The 19,139-nt window shown below is 71.5% G+C and carries 17 protein-coding genes and 1 tRNA gene; 12 read left to right on the top strand and 6 right to left on the bottom strand.

Features of this window, described 5'->3' with window-relative positions; all coding sequences use genetic code 11:
• Nucleotides 1-9: 9 nt before the first annotated feature.
• Complete coding sequence (locus Air01nite_RS35050) at nucleotides 10-810, top strand: GNAT family N-acetyltransferase (protein ID WP_203707679.1); 801 nt, start codon at nucleotides 10-12, stop codon at nucleotides 808-810.
• Nucleotides 811-836: 26 nt separating this feature from the next.
• Nucleotides 837-1,187, top strand: coding sequence for an iron chaperone (locus Air01nite_RS35045; protein ID WP_203707678.1), 351 nt, complete (start codon nucleotides 837-839; stop codon nucleotides 1,185-1,187).
• A 47-nt stretch (nucleotides 1,188-1,234) separates the two neighbouring features.
• Here Air01nite_RS35045 and Air01nite_RS35040 read toward each other — a convergent pair whose 3' ends face one another.
• Together Air01nite_RS35040 and Air01nite_RS35035 are read right to left on the bottom strand one after the other, a co-directional pair.
• The gene (locus Air01nite_RS35040; RefSeq protein WP_203707677.1) at nucleotides 1,235-4,348 is read right to left on the bottom strand and encodes a M14 family metallopeptidase; all 3,114 of its coding nucleotides are present in this window, start codon (nucleotides 4,346-4,348) and stop codon (nucleotides 1,235-1,237) included.
• A 117-nt stretch (nucleotides 4,349-4,465) separates the two neighbouring features.
• A complete protein-coding gene (locus Air01nite_RS35035) occupies nucleotides 4,466-5,449 on the bottom strand; it encodes a LuxR C-terminal-related transcriptional regulator (RefSeq protein WP_203707676.1) in 984 nt (327 codons plus the stop codon).
• Between the two features lie 61 nt (nucleotides 5,450-5,510).
• On the opposite strand from Air01nite_RS35035, the gene Air01nite_RS35030 reads away from it, so the two are divergent.
• Entirely contained in the window at nucleotides 5,511-6,218 is a 708-nt protein-coding gene (locus Air01nite_RS35030; RefSeq protein ID WP_203707675.1) for a PP2C family protein-serine/threonine phosphatase, read from the top strand.
• Here Air01nite_RS35030 and Air01nite_RS35025 read toward each other — a convergent pair.
• Entirely contained in the window at nucleotides 6,215-7,525 is a 1,311-nt protein-coding gene (locus Air01nite_RS35025) for a D-arabinono-1,4-lactone oxidase (RefSeq protein WP_203707674.1), read from the bottom strand. The genes Air01nite_RS35030 and Air01nite_RS35025 overlap by 4 nt on opposite strands.
• A 178-nt stretch (nucleotides 7,526-7,703) precedes the next feature.
• Between Air01nite_RS35025 and Air01nite_RS35020 the strand changes: the two genes are divergently transcribed.
• The gene (locus Air01nite_RS35020; RefSeq protein WP_089252532.1) at nucleotides 7,704-8,333 is read left to right on the top strand and encodes a TetR/AcrR family transcriptional regulator; all 630 of its coding nucleotides are present in this window, start codon (nucleotides 7,704-7,706) and stop codon (nucleotides 8,331-8,333) included.
• A gap of 3 nt (nucleotides 8,334-8,336) precedes the next feature.
• Here Air01nite_RS35020 and Air01nite_RS35015 read toward each other — a convergent pair whose 3' ends face one another.
• Complete coding sequence (locus Air01nite_RS35015; protein WP_203707673.1) at nucleotides 8,337-9,542, bottom strand: amino acid deaminase/aldolase; 1,206 nt, start codon at nucleotides 9,540-9,542, stop codon at nucleotides 8,337-8,339.
• 381 nt (nucleotides 9,543-9,923) lie between these two features.
• Here Air01nite_RS35015 and tmk point away from each other — a divergent pair, with 381 nt between their 5' ends.
• From tmk to Air01nite_RS34990, 5 genes are all read left to right on the top strand, one after another.
• Entirely contained in the window at nucleotides 9,924-12,089 is a 2,166-nt protein-coding gene (gene tmk, locus Air01nite_RS35010; protein WP_203707690.1) for a dTMP kinase, read from the top strand.
• Nucleotides 12,082-13,266 (top strand): DNA polymerase III subunit delta', encoded by a 1,185-nt coding sequence (locus tag Air01nite_RS35005; protein WP_203707672.1) that lies wholly within the window; start codon nucleotides 12,082-12,084, stop codon nucleotides 13,264-13,266. The genes tmk and Air01nite_RS35005 overlap by 8 nt, the downstream gene beginning before the upstream one ends.
• 107 nt (nucleotides 13,267-13,373) lie before the next feature.
• A complete protein-coding gene (locus tag Air01nite_RS35000; RefSeq protein WP_203707671.1) occupies nucleotides 13,374-13,700 on the top strand; it encodes a YbaB/EbfC family nucleoid-associated protein in 327 nt (108 codons plus the stop codon).
• The gene (locus Air01nite_RS34995; protein WP_203707670.1) at nucleotides 13,697-13,993 is read left to right on the top strand and encodes a hypothetical protein; all 297 of its coding nucleotides are present in this window, start codon (nucleotides 13,697-13,699) and stop codon (nucleotides 13,991-13,993) included. Before Air01nite_RS35000 ends, Air01nite_RS34995 begins: the two co-directional genes overlap by 4 nt.
• A 181-nt stretch (nucleotides 13,994-14,174) precedes the next feature.
• Nucleotides 14,175-14,807: a hypothetical protein gene (locus tag Air01nite_RS34990; RefSeq protein ID WP_203707669.1), complete on the top strand. Its 633-nt coding sequence runs from the start codon at nucleotides 14,175-14,177 to the stop codon at nucleotides 14,805-14,807.
• Between the two features lie 355 nt (nucleotides 14,808-15,162).
• Here the strand turns inward: Air01nite_RS34990 and Air01nite_RS34985 are convergent, their stop codons facing one another.
• Nucleotides 15,163-15,450 (bottom strand): SCO4225 family membrane protein, encoded by a 288-nt coding sequence (locus Air01nite_RS34985; RefSeq protein ID WP_203707668.1) that lies wholly within the window; start codon nucleotides 15,448-15,450, stop codon nucleotides 15,163-15,165.
• Nucleotides 15,451-15,824: 374 nt separating this feature from the next.
• Between Air01nite_RS34985 and Air01nite_RS34980 the strand changes: the two genes are divergently transcribed.
• Nucleotides 15,825-16,664 (top strand): PSP1 domain-containing protein, encoded by an 840-nt coding sequence (locus Air01nite_RS34980; protein WP_203707667.1) that lies wholly within the window; start codon nucleotides 15,825-15,827, stop codon nucleotides 16,662-16,664.
• A 1-nt stretch (nucleotide 16,665) separates the two neighbouring features.
• Here the strand turns inward: Air01nite_RS34980 and Air01nite_RS34975 are convergent, their stop codons facing one another.
• Entirely contained in the window at nucleotides 16,666-18,333 is a 1,668-nt protein-coding gene (locus Air01nite_RS34975) for a metallophosphoesterase family protein (RefSeq protein ID WP_239091183.1), read from the bottom strand.
• Nucleotides 18,334-18,532: 199 nt separating this feature from the next.
• Between Air01nite_RS34975 and Air01nite_RS34970 the strand changes: the two genes are divergently transcribed.
• Together Air01nite_RS34970 and Air01nite_RS34965 are read left to right on the top strand one after the other, a co-directional pair.
• A tRNA-Thr gene (locus tag Air01nite_RS34970) sits at nucleotides 18,533-18,609 on the top strand.
• A gap of 36 nt (nucleotides 18,610-18,645) precedes the next feature.
• The gene (locus Air01nite_RS34965; RefSeq protein WP_203707665.1) at nucleotides 18,646-19,104 is read left to right on the top strand and encodes an Hsp20/alpha crystallin family protein; all 459 of its coding nucleotides are present in this window, start codon (nucleotides 18,646-18,648) and stop codon (nucleotides 19,102-19,104) included.
• The last annotated feature ends 35 nt before the right edge of the window (nucleotides 19,105-19,139 follow it).

Below are 19,139 nucleotides of genomic sequence, written 5' to 3'. Positions count from 1 at the left end.
GTTCCTCTAATGTGGTCGACCACGTCGGACGCCAACGAGTTCCGGGCCGTGGCGGGCGCCGCCCTGCTCGCCCGCCCGGTCGAGAACACGCTCCTGCTCACGATCTCGGGCAAGGTGGCCGAGGCCGGCCCCGGTGCCGTCGGCGGTGAGCGGCCGGTCTTCGGCTGGCACAGCGACGGCAGCGCGTTCGTCTGGACCCCGCCGCGGCCGTTGCTGCTCGGCGGCCCGGCGACCCGGGCGGCGGCGGTCGAGTTGACCGCCACGCTGGCGGGCGTGCCGGGCGTCAACTCGACCGACGAGGTGGCCAGGGCGTTCGCCGACGCCTGGTGCCGGCGCACGGGCGCCACGGCGCGTCCCGGCCTCCGGTCGCGCCTCTACCGCCTCGGTGACCTGGTCCTGCCGGATGTCCCCGGCCGCGCGCGGGTCGCGAGCGAGTCCGATCGTGACCTGCTGGTCGCGTGGCTCGTCGCGTGCGGCAAGGAGCTTCACGAGCCGCTGACGTCGGCCGACGAGACCGTCTCCGCGGGCCTGGCCTACGGCGCCTATCACCTGTGGGAGGACGCCGGCGCCACGGTCGCCCTGGCTGGGATGCGGCGGCCGACCGGCGGTGTCGTGCGGGTCGGTCCGGTCTACACCCCACCGGAGCACCGCGGGCGCGGCTACGGGTCCGCGGTGACGGCCGCGATCAGCACGGCGGCGCGCCCGCACGAGATCGTGCTCTTCACCGACCTGGCCAACCCGACCAGCAACTCGATCTACACGAAGATCGGCTACCACCCGGTCGAGGATCGCCAGGTCTACGAGTTCTGACGGCGCGGATCCGGCATTCTGTCGGCATGGCACCGAAGTTCGCGAGCGTCGAGGAATACATCGACGCGCTGCCCGCCGAACAGCAGGAGATCACCCGCGAGATGCGCCGGACGGTGCTGGCGGCGCTGCCGAACACCGGCGAGAAGATCAGCTACAGCATCCCCGCGGTGACGGTCGACGGCTCGGTGCTGGTCTACTACGCGGCCTGGAAGAAGTTCATCTCGCTCTACCCGGCCCCGCGTGCCGACGACGACTTCGAGCGCGCCGTCGCGCCGTACCGCGGCGCCAAGGACGCCTTGCAGTTCCGCTGGAACCAACCGATCCCGTGGGACCTGATCACCCGGGTCGTCCGCGTGATGCACGACCAGCGGAGCTAGCGAGGGGCCCCCGGATCGACCGGAGGCCCCTCGTGTGCAGCAGAAAATCAGCCGAGCAGGTGCTGGATGACCCGCTTGACCAGGTCGTCGCGCTGCGCGGGCGCGAGGCCCTCGAAGCCGAACCCGGAGTAGACGGTGTCCTCCGTGGTGATCACGGCGCCTTCCTCGAAGCCGAGCTGAGTGCGGCTCCAGTCCGTGACGTTCGGTGCCGAGCCCGGCGGCGGGCCGAGCACCGTGAAGCCGCCCAGGTCCGTCTCGAACCCGGTCGACGCGACCGGCGCGCCGTTGGCCGTGATCCGCACGTCGTCGACGAACGCGGCCAGGCCCTCGGTGCCCCAGTCGGTCATGTAGGTGATCGACAGCTCGACCTGCTTCCCGGCGTACGGGGTCAGGTCGGCCACCCACTCCTTCCAGCCACCGGACGAGCCGGTCGCCGCGTTCCAGGCACCGGTCGTGCCGGTGTTGCCACATGCCTGGTCGGTGCCGTTGAAGGTCACGTAGTGCTTGAGCTGCGGGTGCAGCCGGTCGGGCGAGTTCGCCGCGCAGCTGTCACCCGGGTCGGTGATGGTCTTGCCGTTGACGTCCGGCAGTGTCGTCCAGTTGTCGGTGCCCACCTCGTGCGCCTCGACGAACATGAAGTCCCAGTTCGTCTCGATGTCGTACGAGGTCCAGAAGCGCAGCTCCCCGGACGTCGCCGAGGTCAGGTCGATCGTGCGACCCAGCCGCTTGTACGCCTCGTCGCCCCGCCCGCTGAACGCGTAGTAGTCGCCCTCGAACGGGTCGAACGGCGGCGCACCCGGGCGGACCCAGCCGACCGGCGCCGAGCTGTCGCCGAACCACGGGAACTCGTCGTGCGGCAGGATGCTCGACGTCGCCAGGAACGACGCGGTGTGGTCCTGGTTCTCCGCCGAGCCCGGCGCGTTGAGCGTGCCCTCGAAGCCGGTGAACCGGCCGTCGCGGCCGCTCAGCGGCTGCGGGTTGCCCTCGTCGTCGGAACCCGAGCCGTCGATGTACGCGTACGCACCCAGGTAATATTGCTGGAAATCGTTGAACAGCGGCAGGCACGGCGGGTCGTGCGGGTCCGCGCACTCCGGCTGCGACGGGAAGTCCGGCTCGTAGTAGTAGGCGCCGTTGATCCCCTGCGCGTACATCGCGTACTTGCCGGTGATGAAGACCTTGCCGCCCTCGTTGAGGTAGTCACGGACGGCGAGTTCGGTGTCCAGCGCCGACTTGGCCGCCGTGCCGCCCACCTGGCCCTGGGACCGCGGGATGATGTCGTCGCCCGTCTCCCACACGACGGCCTTGTAGTGCGACAGCACGCCCAGCGGGTGGGGTGCCTTGCGGCCGCGGGTGTCCATGTCGTAGACGTCGCTGCTGCGCCCGGCGGCGGTCAGCGCGGCCTGCATCTCGTCGGCGTACTTGGCCGAGGTGGCGCCCGTCTGGACCGGGCTGATGCCCGTCACGTCCTCGGCCGCCAGCACCAGCACGTCGCCGCCGATGTCCTGCGAAACGGTGTAGGTGAAGTGCTGGCTCGCCACCGGGCCCTTGCCGGGCTTCTTGCCGGTGAACCAGACCTCGACCGAGTCGCCCTTCTTGGTGCCGGTGACGTTGCCGCGCAGCTCCGCGTAGTAGTCGTTGCCCTCGAAGCCGTAGCGCTCACCGCCCCGCCACTCCTTGACGCTGGTCGTGCGCGGCCGGCCGCCGTTGACGGTGTAGTGCATCTGCACGTCGCGCAGGGCGCGCCGGGCGGTCACCGCGACGGGCTGCTTGGTGCCGTACGAGACGTCGAACGTGTCGACGACGAAGTCCGGCGTGGTGCGACCGACCGCCGAGATCGGCTCGTCCGGGTCGAGCGCCGAGCGGCCGGTGGCGATCGCGAACGGGATGTTCTTCTCGAACTCCGCCTGGATCAGCTCTTCGTCGTCCGGGAAGATGAAGTCGCTGACGCAGTCTTCCGCCAGCCACTCGTCGTCGGGCACCGAGTTGGCCGCCGCGGCGCAGGTGCTCATCTCCGGCGTGAAGCCCAGGCCGCCCCAGCGGGCCGACAGGCCCGAGTCGGCGTCACCGTTGGTGGTGTAGAGCTCGGCCGAGATGTCCGGGTCGTAGCCCGGCACCGCGGGGTGAGCGTCGTCGCCGGCCATCGCGATCGAGATCACGTCGTCCGGCGTCGGGGTGCTGACCTGCCAGCCCACGCCGTAGAGCAGGAGCTGGGCGGCCGAGTGGTAGTTGATGAAGAACTCGGGCCGGATCTTGCTGTAGAGCGAGTGGAGCGCCTTGGTCTCCGGCTCGGAGTCGGGACCCGGACCCCGGTAGGTGTCGCTGGTGATCTGCGGCGACGAGCCCTCGTTGTCGTAGCCCCACTTGTAGCCGAAGTTCCGGTTGAGGTCGACGCCGTCGAGCGTGGTGATCTGGCCGTCGCCGTCGTTGTCGCGCAGGTTCTTGCGCCACAGCCGGTTGTCCTCGGTGAACGTGTAGTCGTAACCGTCGGCGTTGTGCACCGGCACGAACCACAGCTCGGTCTTGTCGACCAGGTTGGTGATGACCGGGTCCTTGCCGTAGTTGTCGAGCACGTAGTGCATCAGCCGCCGGGTCATCTCGACCGTGATCCACTCACGCGCGTGCTGGGCGCCCATGTAAAGCGTCGCCGGGCGGGAACCGTCACGCACGTTCTTCGCGTTCTTGGTCACGCGTACCGCGGTCATGGTCTTGCCCTGGGCGGTCTTCCCGAAGTTGACCACCTCGGTGAGCTTGGGGTAGCGGGCCGCGGTGGCGATCATCTCGTCGCGGATCCCGCCCGGCTCGCTGTATGGCCGGAACGCCTCCCAGCCGGCCTTCGCCTGCTCGCGCAGGACCTGCGACGCGGCCTTGCCGCGGATCTTCTTGACCTCGAGCTTGACGCCCTTGCCGGCGAGCCGGTCGGCGGAGCGCTTGCTGAGCACCGCCTCGACCTTGGTGTTGGTGCCTGCGGCGCCGACGGTGATCTCCTCGGCATCGACGCCGGCCGCGCGCAGCTCGCCGAGCTGCGCCGGCGTCACGGTGCCGACGTAGACCTCGAGGCGGTCACCCGAGTCGGGTGCCTTCGCCCGGGCCGGTGTCCCCGCCAACAGCGCGGCGACCAAGGTGGCGGCGGTCGCCGCCCCCAGCCATCGTCTAGATCTCATCCATCCCCCTCGCTCATGACAAAGGGGCTCCTCGACGTCGAGGAGCACCAATGTGGAGCCTGCCGACTGCGTAGGCGCCGGTCAATGGATCGCGACCCTTGACGGATCCCTACGGTTTTACCGGTGACTACGCGAGGTCAACGACGAAAGCGACGGACTGTGGCGGACCGCCCACAGCGCCGCTTCGGTGCGCGACGCGGTGCCGGTCTTGCGCATCAGGTTGGAGACGTGCACGGTGACGGTGCGCACGGAGATGCCCAGCGCCCGGGCGATCTGCTTGTTGGCCATGCCGTCGCGCAGGCAGACGAGCACCTCGGCCTCGCGCGCGGTGAGGTCGGGGGCGGCTGAGGGTGTGCTCAGCAAGTCGGCCACGTCGTCGGCGGGAGTGGTGGCCACGAGCTCGGTCAGCCGGTACGCGTTGCCGCCGGTGCGGTTCCACACCTCGCGGGCCGCGGCCGGTGCGATCTCCTGGCCCGGGTAGACCTGCGCCAGCACCGCGGCCACGTCGGCCGGCCGCAGCGGGCCCAGATGCGCCCGGATCGCCCCCCGCGTGCCGGTCAGCCGGGCCAGCGTCCGCGCCACCAGAGGGTCGGTGCTCGGCCGGCTGGTCACCAGCAGCAACGCCGGCAGACCGGTCGCGGCGGCCAGCTCGCCGACCAGGTTGAGGCTCGCCGGGTCGAGTGCGTGCAGGTCCTCGACCACCAGCACGGCTGGGCCGGTGCCGGCCAGGTGGCGGACCACGCGCATCGCGACCCGCAGCAGGGCGCCAGGTGCGAACCGTTCGACCGGGGCGGCGTCGTGCTGTGCGAGCCAGGCCAGCGCCGGCGCCGGTGCGGGCAGGCCCCGGGTGTCGCGGCCGCTGAGCACCGCGGCCAGCCAGTCGTAGGGCGCCGGCGAGTGGATCCGGGCCTGGCCGCTGAGCACGGTCACGGGCGCCGGGTCGAGCTCGCCCAGCACGGCGGCGACCAGCGCGCTCTTGCCGGTGCCGGGGTCGCCGGTAACGACCGCGACCTGTGGCCCGCCGGCGCCCGGCAGCGCCGTCCAGGCGGCGGTCAGCTCGGCGTGTTCCCGCGCCCGCCCGACCAACGCCACCGCCTTCACGCACACACCCTACGAAATACTGCGTAGAGACTGCGATCGACGGGTTTGAGATGCTCGTACGATGCCGCGCTTGATCTTGCAGGCCGTGACCGTGACTGACGTGGGTCCGGCCCGGCCCAACAACGAGGACGCCGCGTTCGCCGGGCAGCGCCTGGTGGTGATCGCCGACGGGGTCGGCGGCATGCCGGCCGGCGAGATGGCAAGCGAGATCGTCATCGAGACGCTACGCGAGCTGGAGGCCCTGGACAGCCCCGATCCGGCCGGTTCCCTGGCCAGTGCGGTCGAGCGCGCCAACGCGCGGATCGCCGACGAGGGGCAGGGCGCCGGCACCACCGTGACCGCCGGCCTGCTGCACGGCAACCAGCTCGGGCTGCTGCACGTGGGCGACTCCCGCGGCTACCTGCTGGCCGCCGGCGCCGCCGACATCGTCCGGCTGACCCGCGACGACACCTTCGTGCAGCTGCTGGTCGACCGGGGCGCGCTCACCGCCGAGGAGGCCCGCGGCCACCCCCGCCGCTCAGTGATCACGCAGGCGGTCCAGGGCGAGGCCTACAAGGCGGCGACGGCCCTGCTGCCGGTGGAGCCGGGCGACCGGCTGTTGCTGTGCAGCGACGGGCTGTCCGACTACGTCGAGGACGCGACGATCGGTCGTACGCTGCGGGAGACTTCCGATCTTCACGCCTGCGCCAAGGAGCTCGTGGCGCTCGCCCTCGCCGCCGGCACCTACGACAACGTCACCGTGGTGGTCGCCGACGTCGTGGCGGTTTAGACCCCGAGGACCCGCTCGGTGTACGCGTTGGCGAAGACGCGGTGCGGGTCGAGCCGGTCGCGCAGCGCGGTGAACTCGGCGAACCTCGGGTAGACCGGGCGCAGCGACTCGGCGTCGCGGTAGTGCAGCTTGCCCCAGTGCGGCCGGCCACCGAGCTCGCGGGCCAGGCCCTCGACCGCCCGGAAGTAGGGCTCGTAGGGTGCCCCGGCGAACTGGTGCACCGCGACGTAGACCGAGTCGCGCCCGTAGCCGTGCGACAGCGGGATGTCGTCGGCCGCGGTGAACCGCACCTCGACCGGGAACTGCACCTTGAACGGCAGCGCCTCGATCAGCTTCGGCAGCGCGCCGAGCATCGTGGGGAACGCCTCGCGGGGCAGGCCGTACTCCATCTCCGTGAAGCGCACCCGCCGTGGCGTGCAGAAGACCGCGTCGGACCGTCCGGTGTAGACCCGCTCGGTGAGCGCCCGCGCGGAGATCGCGTTGATCGGCCCGACCGCCGCCGGCACGGCGCGGCCCAACCGGCAGACACCGGCGAACACGGTGTTGGCGAGGAACTCGTCGTCGAGCCAGCCGCGCCAGCCGGCCAGCGGCCGGTCGTCGGCCGGCACCCGGTTGTTGGTCTTGACCTGGACCCGGTCGGTGTAGGGGAACCAGTAGAGGTCGCAGTGGTCGTTCCCGGCGACCAGGTCGGGCCAGTCGGTGAGCACGTCGGCGAGCCGGCCGGGACGCTCGTGCGCCCGCAGGGTGAACGCCTCGACGCACTGCAGCGTCACCTCGGTCAGCACGCCCAGCGCGCCGAGGCCCACTCGAGCGGCGGCGAACACCTCGGGCGCGGTCTCCGCGTCGCAGCGCAGCACGTCGCCCGTGCCGGTGACCAGCGTCAGGCCAGCCACGAACGTGGACAGGCAGCCGTAGGCCGCGCCGGTGCCGTGCGTGCCGGTGGAGATCGCGCCCGCGATGGTCTGCGCGTCGATGTCGCCGAGGTTGGGCAGGGCCAGGCCGTGGGTGGAGAGCAGCGCGTTGAGCGTCGCCAGCGTCATGCCGGCGGGCACGGTCACCCGGCGCCGCTCGCGGTCGACGTCGACCGGCCCGGCCAACGAGCCGAGGTCGACGCGGAGGCCGTCGGTGACGGCGATGTCGGTGAAGGAATGCCCGGAGCCGACCGGCTTGACCCGCTCGCCGGCCTTGATGATCTCGGCGAGCTCGTCGACGCTGCCGGGCCGTGCGACGCCCGCGGTCGTCTCCTGGTTGCCGGCCCAGTTGCGCCAGTGCGGCACGCTGGTTTCGGCTGCTCGACTCGCGGTCATGGCGGCCTCCACAATATGAACAGCATTCATATCAGTGTTTGGTTCCGCGCGTAAGAGTGTGCCCGAGAGAGTCCGCGCAAATACCGCCCTTCTGCTGAATACCTCTCATCCGGGTTGCTCGTTGATCCGAGTAACGTTCCCCCCGCGCGGGGCCGAAAGAGGAAGGATGTGGTGAGGCATGACGACATCAGCCGTCACCACGGGCCCGCTGCGCCGGGTGCCGGTGCAGGGCCGCAGTGTGGCCCGCGTTCAGCGGATGCTCGATGCGTGTGCCGAGATCGTCGACGAGGTCGGCTACGAGGGACTGACGACCACTTTGCTCGCCGAGCGCGCCGAAGTGGCGATCGGCTCCGTCTACCAGTTCTTCCCAGACAAGCGGGCCATCGTGCAGGCGCTCACGCTGCGCAACATGGAGGCCTACCTGGAGCGGTTGGCCAACCGCTTCGGCAGCGGCACGTTCGCCGACTGGTGGGAAGGCGTCGACGCTGGCATCGACGAGTACATCGAGATGCACCGCACCGTGCCCGGCTTCCGGACCCTGCACTTCGGCGACGTCGTCGACGTGCACCTGCTCGACGAGGAGCGCGACAACAACGCGGTCATCGCCGAGCAGTTGGCCCGACTGCTCGTCGAGCAGTTCCACGTGGCCGACGAGCCACGCCTGCGGTTCGCCCTGGAGATCGCCGTCGAGGCCGCCGACGCGCTGATCAAACTGGCGTTCCGCCGCCGCACCGACGGCGACGAGCAGGTGCTCGCGGAAGCGAAAGCGCTGATCCGCGAATACCTGCACCGGCACGTCTCGGTGTAGCGCCTAGAGGAAGGCGTGGCCTTCCCCGCGATAGGTGGGCGCCGCATCGGCGACGGTGTCGCCGTCGATCAGGTGCAGCTCGTTGACGTGCTCGCAGAGCTCGCCCGCCTTCGCGTGCCGGAACCAGACCCGGTCGCCGACCCGCAACAGGTCGGCGGCCGGGCCGCGTAGCGGGGTCTGCACCTCGCCGGCGCCCTCGGTGCCGATCATCTTCAGCCCGCTCGGCAGCCACGGGGTCGGCTGCCGGCTGGGCTCGGTCGGCCCGGACGCGATCCAGCCGCCGCCCAGCACGGTGACCAGGCCTTTGCCGGGCCTGCGGACCACCGGCTGGGCGAAGAACGCGGCCGGGTCCGGGCGCCACGCGGTGTAGCCGTCGAACAGCGTCGGGCCGTAGAGCCCGGAGCCGGCGGTGATCTCGGTGACCGACGGGTCGGCGCCGGTGAGCCGGACGCTGCCGGTGCCGCCGCCGTTGACGAACTCCAGGTCGGCGACCTCGCGGACCTCGCGGACCGCGGCACCGCGGCGATCGAGCAGCTCGCGGTAGGAGCGGCGCTGGATCGTTCGGATGGCCAGGCCGCGGGCGCGCCGGCCCGGTGGTGCGTCGCCCAGGCCGGCGATCTGGGCCTCGTACGACATGATCCCGACGAGCCGGAACGCGGAGCGCTTGGCGATCGCCTCGGCGAGCGCGCGGGCCTGGCCGGGCGCGTGCACCGGCGAGCGGAACACGCCAAGGTGGACCCGCCCGCCGGCCAGCCGGTAGGAGGCGTCGAGGTCGATGCAGACCCGGATCTGCTCCGGGCCGGTGATCGCCTCGACGACGTCGAGTTGTTCGGCGCTGTCCACCATCAGAGTGACACCGGCCCGCAGCCGGTCGTCGCGGGCCAGGTCACGCAGGGCGGCCCGGTCGGCGGTCGGATAGGCGACTACGGCGTCGTCCGTAACGCCGTCGCGCACCAGCCAGTTGGCCTCGGCGAGCGTGAAAGCGAGCACGCCCTGCCAGCCCGGCCGGCGCAGCACCCGGGTGAGCAGGGCACGGCAGCGCACCGACTTGCTCGCGACCCGCAGCGGCTTGCCGGCAGCGCGCGTGACCAGGGCATCCGCGTTGGCGTCGAACGCCGCGAGGTCGACGACGGCGAACGGCGGGTCGAGTTCCGCGGTCGCCTGATCGAGCCTTGCCCTTTGCGAGGTTTCGGAGGTTTTTCCGGACACATCTGCACGGTAGCGGGTGTAAATGCAATGCGAAACACCCTCGTGTATTACAGGCCCGTAGGGGTGAATCGCGGCAGCTAGGGTCAGGGGAATGACCGGAAGACGGCGTGCCCCGTAAGGGGCATGACGTCTGAGGACCTCAGGATGATGTCGGGGTGGGCGTGATCGTCCGCGCCGCTAAAGTGTGGTTCGGGGGAGCCCAGCGATGGGCCGGCACGCGGAGGTACGGCCATCGACACGAATGTCAGCGGCGAAGAGCTCGAGCGGCCCGCCGAACGCTCCCGTGCGGCCGCGACCGATCGTTCGCAGCAGGTCGACCTCTCCGGCGTCAGCGCCCTGCGAGCCGTGCTGCGGATCCGCCCGTTCCGCCGGCTGTGGCTGGTGCTCGGCGTCGCCTCGCTGGGTGACTGGCTGGGCCTGCTGGCCACCTCCATCTTCGCTTCGGCCCAGGTCAGCGGCGACACCGCGAAGGGCCTCGCGTTCGGCGGTGTGATCGCCGTACGCCTGCTGCCGGCCCTTGTTCTCGGCCCTGTCGCCGGTGTGCTGGCCGACCGGTTCGACCGCCGCTACACCATGGTCATCTGCGACCTGCTGCGCTTCGTGCTGTTCGCGTCGATCCCGCTGGTCGCACTGCTCGGCTTCTCGGGCGGGCTGGTCGTCGGTTGGGCGGCGATCGCCACCTTCATCATCGAGGCGATCACGCTGATCTGGATCCCGGCCAAGGAGGCCGCGGTACCCAACCTGATCCCCAAGGCCCGGCTCGAGGTCTCCAACCAGCTGACCCTGATCACGACGTACGGCCTGACGCCGGTGCTCGCCGCGGTCGGTCTGGCCGCGCTGGACGCGAGCGTCCGGGGCATCACGGGCACCGAGCCGGCCAACTGGGCCGAGCCGGCCCAGCTCGCGCTCTGGTTCAACGCGTTCTCCCGGTTGGCCACCGCGATCGTGGTGTTCTACGGGATCAAGGAGATCAGCGGTCGCAGCTCACAGGCCGACCGCGAGAACACCAGCATGCTGCGGCAGTTCGTCGACGGCTGGAAGTTCATCGGCAACTCGCCACTGGTACGCGGACTGGTGCTGGGCATCTTCGGCGCGTTTGCCGGCGGCGGCGTGGTGATCGGCACCGCCCGGTTCTTCACCCAGTCGCTCAACGCCGGTGACGCGGCCTTCTACCTGCTCTTCGCGTTCCTGTTCGTCGGGCTCTCGGTCGGCATCGGCCTAGGGCCGGCGATCATCAAGGACCTCTCCCGGCGGCGCTGGTTCGGCATGTCCATCGTGCTCGCCGCCGGCTCCGTGATCGTGCTCGCCGCCTCGATCCACCTGTCGATGGCGATCGTCGGCGCGGTGCTGGTCGGCGCGGGTGCGGGCATGGCGTTCCTGGCCGGCATCACGCTGCTGGGCCAGGAGGTCGCCGACGAGGTACGCGGCCGCGTGTTCGCGGTCGTACAGACCGGCACCCGCGTGGTGCTGATGATCGCGATCGCGCTGTCCAGCCTCCTGGTCGGTGTCGGCGGCTCGCGCACGCTGGACGTCGCCTCGCTGGGCATCTCGATCTCGTCGACCCGGCTGCTCCTGCTGGTCGCCGGCGTCGCCGGCATCCTGTCCGGGATCAGCGCGTTCAAGCAGATGGACGACAAGCCCGGCGTCGGCGTGCTGGCCGACCTCTGGGGCTCGATGCGCGGCCGACCGCTCTCGCCCGCCGAGCCGTCGGCCTGGCGCGGCGTGTTCGTGGTCTTCGAGGGTGGCGAGGGCAGCGGCAAGTCCACCCAGGTCCGGGCGCTGTCCGATTCGCTGCGGGCCGAGGGGCGCGACGTCGTGGTCACGCGCGAGCCCGGCGCGACCGACGTCGGGGCGCGGATCCGCGAGATGGTCCTCTCGGGTGACACCGACCTGTCGCCGCGCGCCGAGGCGCTGCTCTACGCGGCCGACCGGGCCCACCACGTGGCCACGGTCGTGCGGCCGGCACTGGCCCGCGGCGCCGTGGTGATCAGCGACCGGTACGTCGACTCGTCGCTGGCCTACCAGGGCGCCGGGCGCACGTTGCCGGTCGAAGAGGTGTCGTGGCTCTCGTCCTGGGCGACCGGCGGGCTCAAGCCCGACCTGGTGGTGCTGCTCGACATCGACCCGACGACGGGCCTGGCCCGGGTGGCCGCCCGGGGCGCGCACGACCGGCTGGAGACCGAGTCGCTGCCGTTCCACGAGCGGGTCCGGTACGCGTTCCTCGACCTGGCCGCCGCCGACCCGCGCCGCTACCTGGTGCTCGACGGCACCCGGCGTGCGGACGAGATCGCGCTCGCGGTGTTCGACCGGGTGACGCCGATGCTCGGCGACCCGGGTCCCGACCACCCCGGTCCGGCCAAGCAGCCCGACACGTCGACCGAGCCGGAGCTCTCCGAGCAGGAGATAGCCTCGATAGCCGAGGCGGCTGAGCGGGGCGAGCCGGATTCGGATTCCACGCCGGAATCGGACGAACCGGACAATGGCCAGCCGCGGATGTCCGCGCAGCGCGCCGTACCACCGGATCGGGAGTTGGAACCACGTGGCTGACGTCTTCGCCGACCTGGTGGGCCAGGAAGAGGCCGTCGACACCCTGCGCCGCGCGGCGGCGGGTGCGGTGGCCATCCTCGACGGCTCGGGCACCGGTTCGGCGATGACGCACGCATGGATCTTCACGGGCCCACCCGGCTCCGGCCGGTCCGTCGCGGCCCGCGCGTTCGCCGCGGCGCTGCAGTGCGCGACCGGGGTCGGCTGCGGCGAGTGCCCCGGCTGCCGCACCACGCTCGGCGGCACCCACGCCGACGTGCGGATGGTCACCCCCGACGGGCTGTCGATCGGCGTCAACGAGATGCGCGCGCTGGTGCTGCGGGCGGCCAGCGCGCCGACGGGTGGGCGCTGGCAGGTCGTGGTCATCGAAGACGCCGACCGGCTCACCGAGCAGGCCGGCAACGCGCTGCTCAAGGCCATCGAGGAGCCGCCGCCTCGGACGGTCTTCCTGCTCTGTGCGCCGTCCACCCACCCCGACGACATCTCGGTGACGATCCGGTCCCGCTGCAGGGTGGTCGCCCTGCGGCAGCCGCCGGCGCTGGCGGTCGCCGCGGTGCTGACGTCCCGCGACGGCATCGAGGCCGACACCGCGGCCTGGGCGGCCGCGGCGGCACAGGGCCACGTGGGCCGGGCGCGCCGGCTGGCCCGCGACGCGGACGCCCGCCGCCGCCGCGAGGCGGTGCTGGCGGTGCCCAGGCGGCTGACCGGCGTCGGCGCCTGCTTCGAGGCCGCGTCGGCGCTGATCGAGGCGGCCGAGGCCGAGGCGGAGGCGGCGGTGTCCGAGATGGACACCGCGGAGCGCACGGCGCTGGAGACCGCGCTGGGCGCGGGCGGCACCGGCCGGGGCGCCACGGGCGCCATCCGCGGCGCCGCAGGGCAACTCAAGGACCTGGAGCGACGGCAGAAGTCGAGGGCGACGCGCGCGCAACGCGACGCGCTCGACCGGGCGCTGGTCGACCTGGCGGGCTTCTACCGCGACGTGCTGATCCGCACGATGACGGCACCGGTGGCACCGGTCCACACGGACGCTACGTCGTTGGCCGAGGCCGCGGCCCGCAAATGGAGCCCGGACGACGCGCTGCGCCGCCTGGAGGCGGTCCTGGAGTGCCGCACGGCCATCGAGGCCAACGTCAAGCCCCGCATCGCCGTCGAAGCGATGATGCTCTCCCTCTGGAACTAGCTATCCCGTTATCCACAGGCGGCTTTCGCCGCCGGGAATCCAGCGGTACGGTTCGATGCCTGGACGACGTGTGGTGGTGGTCGCGACACCGTCGGTGAGGGAGCCGCATGCCGCGAGAGATCGACGAGGCCTTCGCCGAAGAGGCGATCGCGCGCTACCGCCGCATCGAGTCCCTGCGTGACGAGTTCGACCGCGCGGCGCGGGCGACGGAGGTGACGGTCCGCTCGTCCGACGGCCTGGTCGAGGTGGTCGTGACGGCGGCGGGGGAGGTGACGGAGGTGCGCGTGGTCGGCAGCTTGCACGGCCGCGGCAACCGGGACCTGTCGGTGTCGCTGACCAGCACGATCGCGGCGGCCGCCGACGCGGCCCGCTGGGCCCGCGACAAGCTCCGGTCCGAGACGTTCGCCGACTATCCCCCGCTGGGGGAGCCATGACGCTGAGCTCGGCGGCGCGCCGCCTCGACGAGGCGGCCGCCGACCTCGGCGATCCGGCCTTCGTCGACGTGGGCCCGGCCGCCTTCGGCGCGGACCTGCCGGGCCGCCTCGGCGTCCTGGGTCGTGAGCTGCACGAACGCTGGTCGTCGTCGCTGTTCGAGGGTTCGCGTTCGGCGACCGCGCTGGCTGCCCGCCTGACCGACGCGGCGGCAGCGCTACGCACCGCCGGCGGCGGCTACGCGACGGTCGAAGACGACGCGGCCCGCCGCACGACCGAGGCAGGTGGGACATGACCGCCGCCGCCCGCGGTCGCCTCCGCCTGGGGGTGCCGACCCTGATCGACGACTTCGTCGCCTGGACCTTCGCGCCGCGACGGCAGGTGAGCCATGACCGACGTCCTGGACCTTCGCGGCGTGACGGCGGTTGGGCCATGACCGACGTCCTGGACCTTCGCGGACTGGTGGCGGGTGAGTGATGGGCGACGCTCTCGACCATCTCGCTGCGCCGGCGGGTGAATTGCTGGCCCGGGTCGATGACCTGCTCGCCCGGTTCGGTGCGCCCGACGATGACCCCGTCTGGCCGCTCTTGCGCCGGGTGCGGGCACTGCCGGGAGAAGCGGTCGCGGCCCTGACGGAGACACTCCGCGCGGCCCCCGTAGCGACCGCCGGCGCCGATCTGCGATCGCATGCCGCGGCCTATGCCGACGCTCAGGCGGTCGTGACCACGCCTGTGGCGTGGGAGGGCCCCGCCGGCGAGGCCTACGCGGCCCATGCGGCCCGGCTGTCCGCTGACCTGGCGGCGGCCGGTGACGCGCTCGCCGCAGCCGGCCGACTGGCCGACGACACCGCCGCCTGGATCGGGCGCACCCGGTCGCGCCTGGCCGGCGTTCTCGCGGACGCTCTGGCTTCGGCCGAAGCGGTCGCGGTGGTGCTCCACACGGACGACGCCCCTGCCGCGGCGGCGACCATCGCAACTCGCGTCCTGTCCGCGCTGGACGCGGCCATCGCTGAGGGCGAGAACCTGCCACAACCAATCCCGGCTCACCCGGCGCCGGCAACCATGCCACCACCCGCCAACTACGAGCGCGTCACCCGCCTGCCCCACTGAGGACCCGGTGGTGGACACGGCAGCGAGGTCGCAGCCCTTGGCCGTGCCGCCAACCGCCCCGGAGCCGGCGGCGGGTGAGGTGGCGCGTTGCGGCCATGGGCAGTTCGGCGAGGTTCTCGGTAGCCGCGCACGACGTGCATCGCTCGGCTCGGTCGCTGGTGGGCCTGTGGGGTCGCAGCCCGTATCGGTGCGTGGGAACTCGCCGGTGCAAACCCGCCCGTCATGGGCAGCTAAGGGTCGGCGGTGGTTGGCAGCGGGTGGAACGACGGCAAGGGCAGGCCGTCGAAGACCGTTGGCCGACGGCGCCCAAGCCTGCGTGGGCTTGCTGCGCCGCCGGCAAGAGGTTGTCGGGCAGCTAGGACGTCGTGCGGCGTGAGCGGGCCAGGTGGGCCAGCGCACCGATGATGGTGGCGTTGACCAGCGCGCCCACGATGACGCCGACCAGTTCTAGGGTGGCCAGCAACGAGATCGGCGCGGTCAGGATGATCATGTAGATCGCGGCGAAGGACGCGTCCGGGCCCGCGATGGTGGCGTCGATCGCGAAGTACAAGACCGCGGCCGCGACGAGCATCAGGTAGATCCGACTCGGCCAGTTGTCGATCCAGAAGCGTAGCCAGGCTCGCCGGGTCGAAGTGTCGGTCATCGATGCATTGTGCCGGACGCGAACAAGTCTCCGGAACGGCGACGGCGTCGCGCTCGGGAGCATTCGCTCCGGCAGCGACGCCGTGGCCTTTTCCTGCACCCCCCGCAGGCTTCTTGGTTCCACTCAACGCCACCCGGTCCCGGCTTGTCCCGCGCGAGGCGGACCTTTCAACCGTCCGGGTGGGAGACATCGATACGAATCGGGGGCCGGCACGACCCGAGTGTGCCGACCCCCGAAGCCTGACGCACATCGGCCAACGACGGCCGGGAAGCGGGGTTGCGGTGGGGCAAGGCGTCCCATTCGTACGGACAATGCAATTCGTCCGAAAGTCTCATGGTCGTGTACGCCACACCGGGCGACGTAAGGTGACGGCTATGGGCATGCTGTGCGCGGTCAGTTTCAACCGTTACGGCCGGCTCTACTACCTCGATCCGGTCGACCTGACCCCCGCGGTCGGCGATCGGGTGCTCGTCCCGACCGACGACGGGCCAGAGGTGGCGGAGTGCGTGTGGGCCGCGCAGTGGGTCGACGACGACACGTCGGGCTTCCCCAAGCTGGCGGGCCTGGCCACCGACGCCGATCTCAAGCGCGACGAGACGCAGCGCAAACGCAAGGCCGAGGCCAAGGCGGCAGCCAAGAAGCTGATCCGCGAGCACGGCCTGCCGATGAAGGTCGTGGCCGTCGACCACGTGCTCGACGGCTCGGGCGCGAGCGCCCGCACGACGATCTACTTCACCGCGCCGCACCGGGTCGACTTCCGGTCGCTGGTCCGCGACCTCGGCGCGACCCTGCACTGCAGGGTCGAGCTGCGGCAGCTCTCCGCCCGCGACTCCGCACGGGTGCAGGGTGGCATCGGCTCCTGCGGTCGCGACCTGTGCTGCGCCACGTTCCTCACGGACTTCGAGCCGGTCACGATCCGGATGGCCAAGGACCAGGACCTGCCGCTCAACCCGCTACGCATTTCGGGCGCATGCGGGCGACTCATGTGTTGCCTGAAATATGAGCATCCCTTGTACCAAAGCTTCCAGGCCAGCGCGCCCGCCGTCGGTGCTCGGGTTTCCACACCCGAGGGTGACGGCCGGGTCGTCGCACACAGCGTGCCGCGCGACTCCGTCGTGGTCCGGCTCGACGCGGACGGGTCCCGCTGCTCCTGCAGCCGCGCCAGCGTCTGTGGCCCGCGCAAGGCACACGACGCGCAGTACAACGCGAGCTGAGCTACCGCAACACGAACGGCTTGTCCGCTGGGCGGATCACCAGGTTCTGGGCCGGCTCCAGCCACGGGCGGTCGTCCGGTGCCGACGGGTTGGGGCGCCACTCGCGGCAGATCCGGTCGACCGCGACCGGATAGACGGTCAGGGCGCCGTCGGCCGCGATGTGCATGCGCAGGAAACTCTTGACGTCGTCGATGCCCTGGCCGGCGTACAACTCGTTGATGTTGACCCCGAAGCGGCCGGCGATCAGCAGGTAGAGGGCCACCACCTGGGAACCCGCCAGCCCGGCCAGTGGTGCATAGACGGCGATCGCGATCAGCAGCGAGAACGGCCACGGCCAGTCCGGGAACGGCGTCATCAGCCACAGCCAGGTGCCGAGCGCGGCCAGCGCGATCTGCGCCAACCCGTGCCCGCCGCCGAGGATGATGTGCCGCCAGGAGCGTTTGCCGACCGCGGTCGGCGGCTTGGCGAAGAACGCGGCGCCGAGCAGCGTGACTACCAGGATCGTGACCAGCGGGATGCTGAACAGCCGCAGGCCGGTCTCGTTGCGCTGCTGCGTCGCGATGCCGGCCATCGCCAGCATCAGTAGCGTCTGCAGGCCGCCGATCAGCGCGGCGAAGCCGGCGTTGCGGGTCGGCAGCCGGTGGAAGATGCCCCAGCCGAGCCGCCGCGAGGTGGGTGCGTCCGGGTACGTCGCGGTGAGCTCGTACGGCCGCGACTGGCTGGACCGGCGCGCCAGCGTGTCCGGCGGCGGCACGATGATCTCGCTCGGAAGCTGGTGGGTCGGATAGAGGTACGCGCCACCGCCGCCGCAGGTGACCAACTCGCGGTCGGTGCCGCTGTAGCGGGCGTAGTGGTGCAGGTCGCCCGAGAGCATCAGCCGCACCCGCGCCCCGGTCGGCGCGATGATCGAGCGCACGAAGTAGTCGACGGCGTCGTACGCCTCGGCGCTCTTCTCGACCGCCGCCTTGACCCACGACGGCTCCGGCACCGCCAGGATGATCTTGGCGTCGGGGCCGAACTGGCGGGCCGCCGCCTCGAAGTAGTTGAGCTGCGGATCGTCGACGTACGCGCCGAACTGCTCGTCGAGCGCCAGCAGCCACCAGTCGGCCGGCAGGCGCACCGCGAAGTACGAGCGGGCCTGCTTGGTCCGCCAGCCGCCCAGCGAGGCGTCGCGCTGCCTTGCGAAAAGCCGCAGGAAAGCGGTCAGGCCGTCGTACCAGTCGTGGTTGCCGGGCACCGCGTAGAGCGTCGGCTGCGGCGAGCCGTCGGGCGGGCACGGCATGGCGGCGGTGTACGGGCCCTTGCAGCGGTCCTCGTAGGCCGGCGCGCTCGCCGTCGGATAGACCTGGTCGCCACCCATCACCAGCACCTGGCCGCGGGGCAGCGCTCGGCCGTCGACGTCCAGCTCCGGCTGCGCCAGCAGGTACGCGACCGAGTAGGTGGAGTTGAACCCGTCGCCCAGGTCGGCGACGTAGTCGAGCCACAGCTCCCCGTCGGTGCCCGGCTCCTCCAGCACGTCACCCGGCAGCGCGTTCTGCAGCTCGCGCTTGTCGAGGTAGGCGCCGAACAGGATGGCGAGCAGCGTGCGCACCCCCGTGCTCAGCAACAGCAATGGCGCCAGCCACGGCACCGGCGGCCGCGGCGTGAAGCCGAGCTCGATCGGGTCCATGGTCCGCGGTCGGGGTCGCCGGGTGGGGACGGCCTCGGCCGGCGGGACAGTCACGGCGGGAGGCGAAACGGTGGCATCATCCGTCACGTGCGGGAGCCTAGCCGTGGCTCGATCACGAACACAGCCGTCGATCGGGAGTCTGACCGGTGGCGTGACACGCGTGGGGGTGCCGTATGCTTGGCGGGCCGCACGACGGCACGCCGCCTTAGCTCAGTCGGTCAGAGCGACGCACTCGTAATGCGTAGGTCGACGGTTCGATTCCGTCAGGCGGCTCCAAGGTTTCGTCACCCGGGGCCCGGGTAGCGCTGAGATATGAACAGTCCCGAACGGCGCTGGGATCCATTCGCTGAGTTGCAGTCGTTGCGGGCCGAGCTGAGCCGGCTCGTCGGGTCCGGGTTCGGCCGCGGCGCGGCCGGCGTCGTCGATCTGGACCAGTCCGACGAGGCCCTCGTCATCACCGCCCGGCTCCCCGGCGTCGCGCCCGAGGAGGTGGCGCTCGACGTCGACGTCCGGGAGATCGTCGTCCGCGCCCGCCACGTCAGCGAGGGCGGCGGGCGGGCCTTCGACTACCGCCTCGCGCTGCCCGCCGACGTCGATCCCGACCGGGTCGACGCGACGATGGACCACGGCCTGCTCAAGGTCACCCTGCCCCGGGTGGTCAAGGCCGGCCGCCGGACGATCACGCTCGGGCCACAGGGCTCCCTCGAGGGCACGCCGCCGTCGCCGGCCGACCCGGATGCGGCCAGGGAGATGCACAAGCCCGACGCGTAGGGTCTGTCTCGAAGTCCTGACCGGGCTGTGGCGGA

The sequence above is a fragment of the Asanoa iriomotensis genome, assembly GCF_016862515.1.
Taxonomy (GTDB): Bacteria; Actinomycetota; Actinomycetes; order Mycobacteriales; family Micromonosporaceae; genus Asanoa; species Asanoa iriomotensis.
Note: the sequence above shows the minus strand (reverse complement) of the source record. Positions and strands in the feature narration are given on the sequence as shown.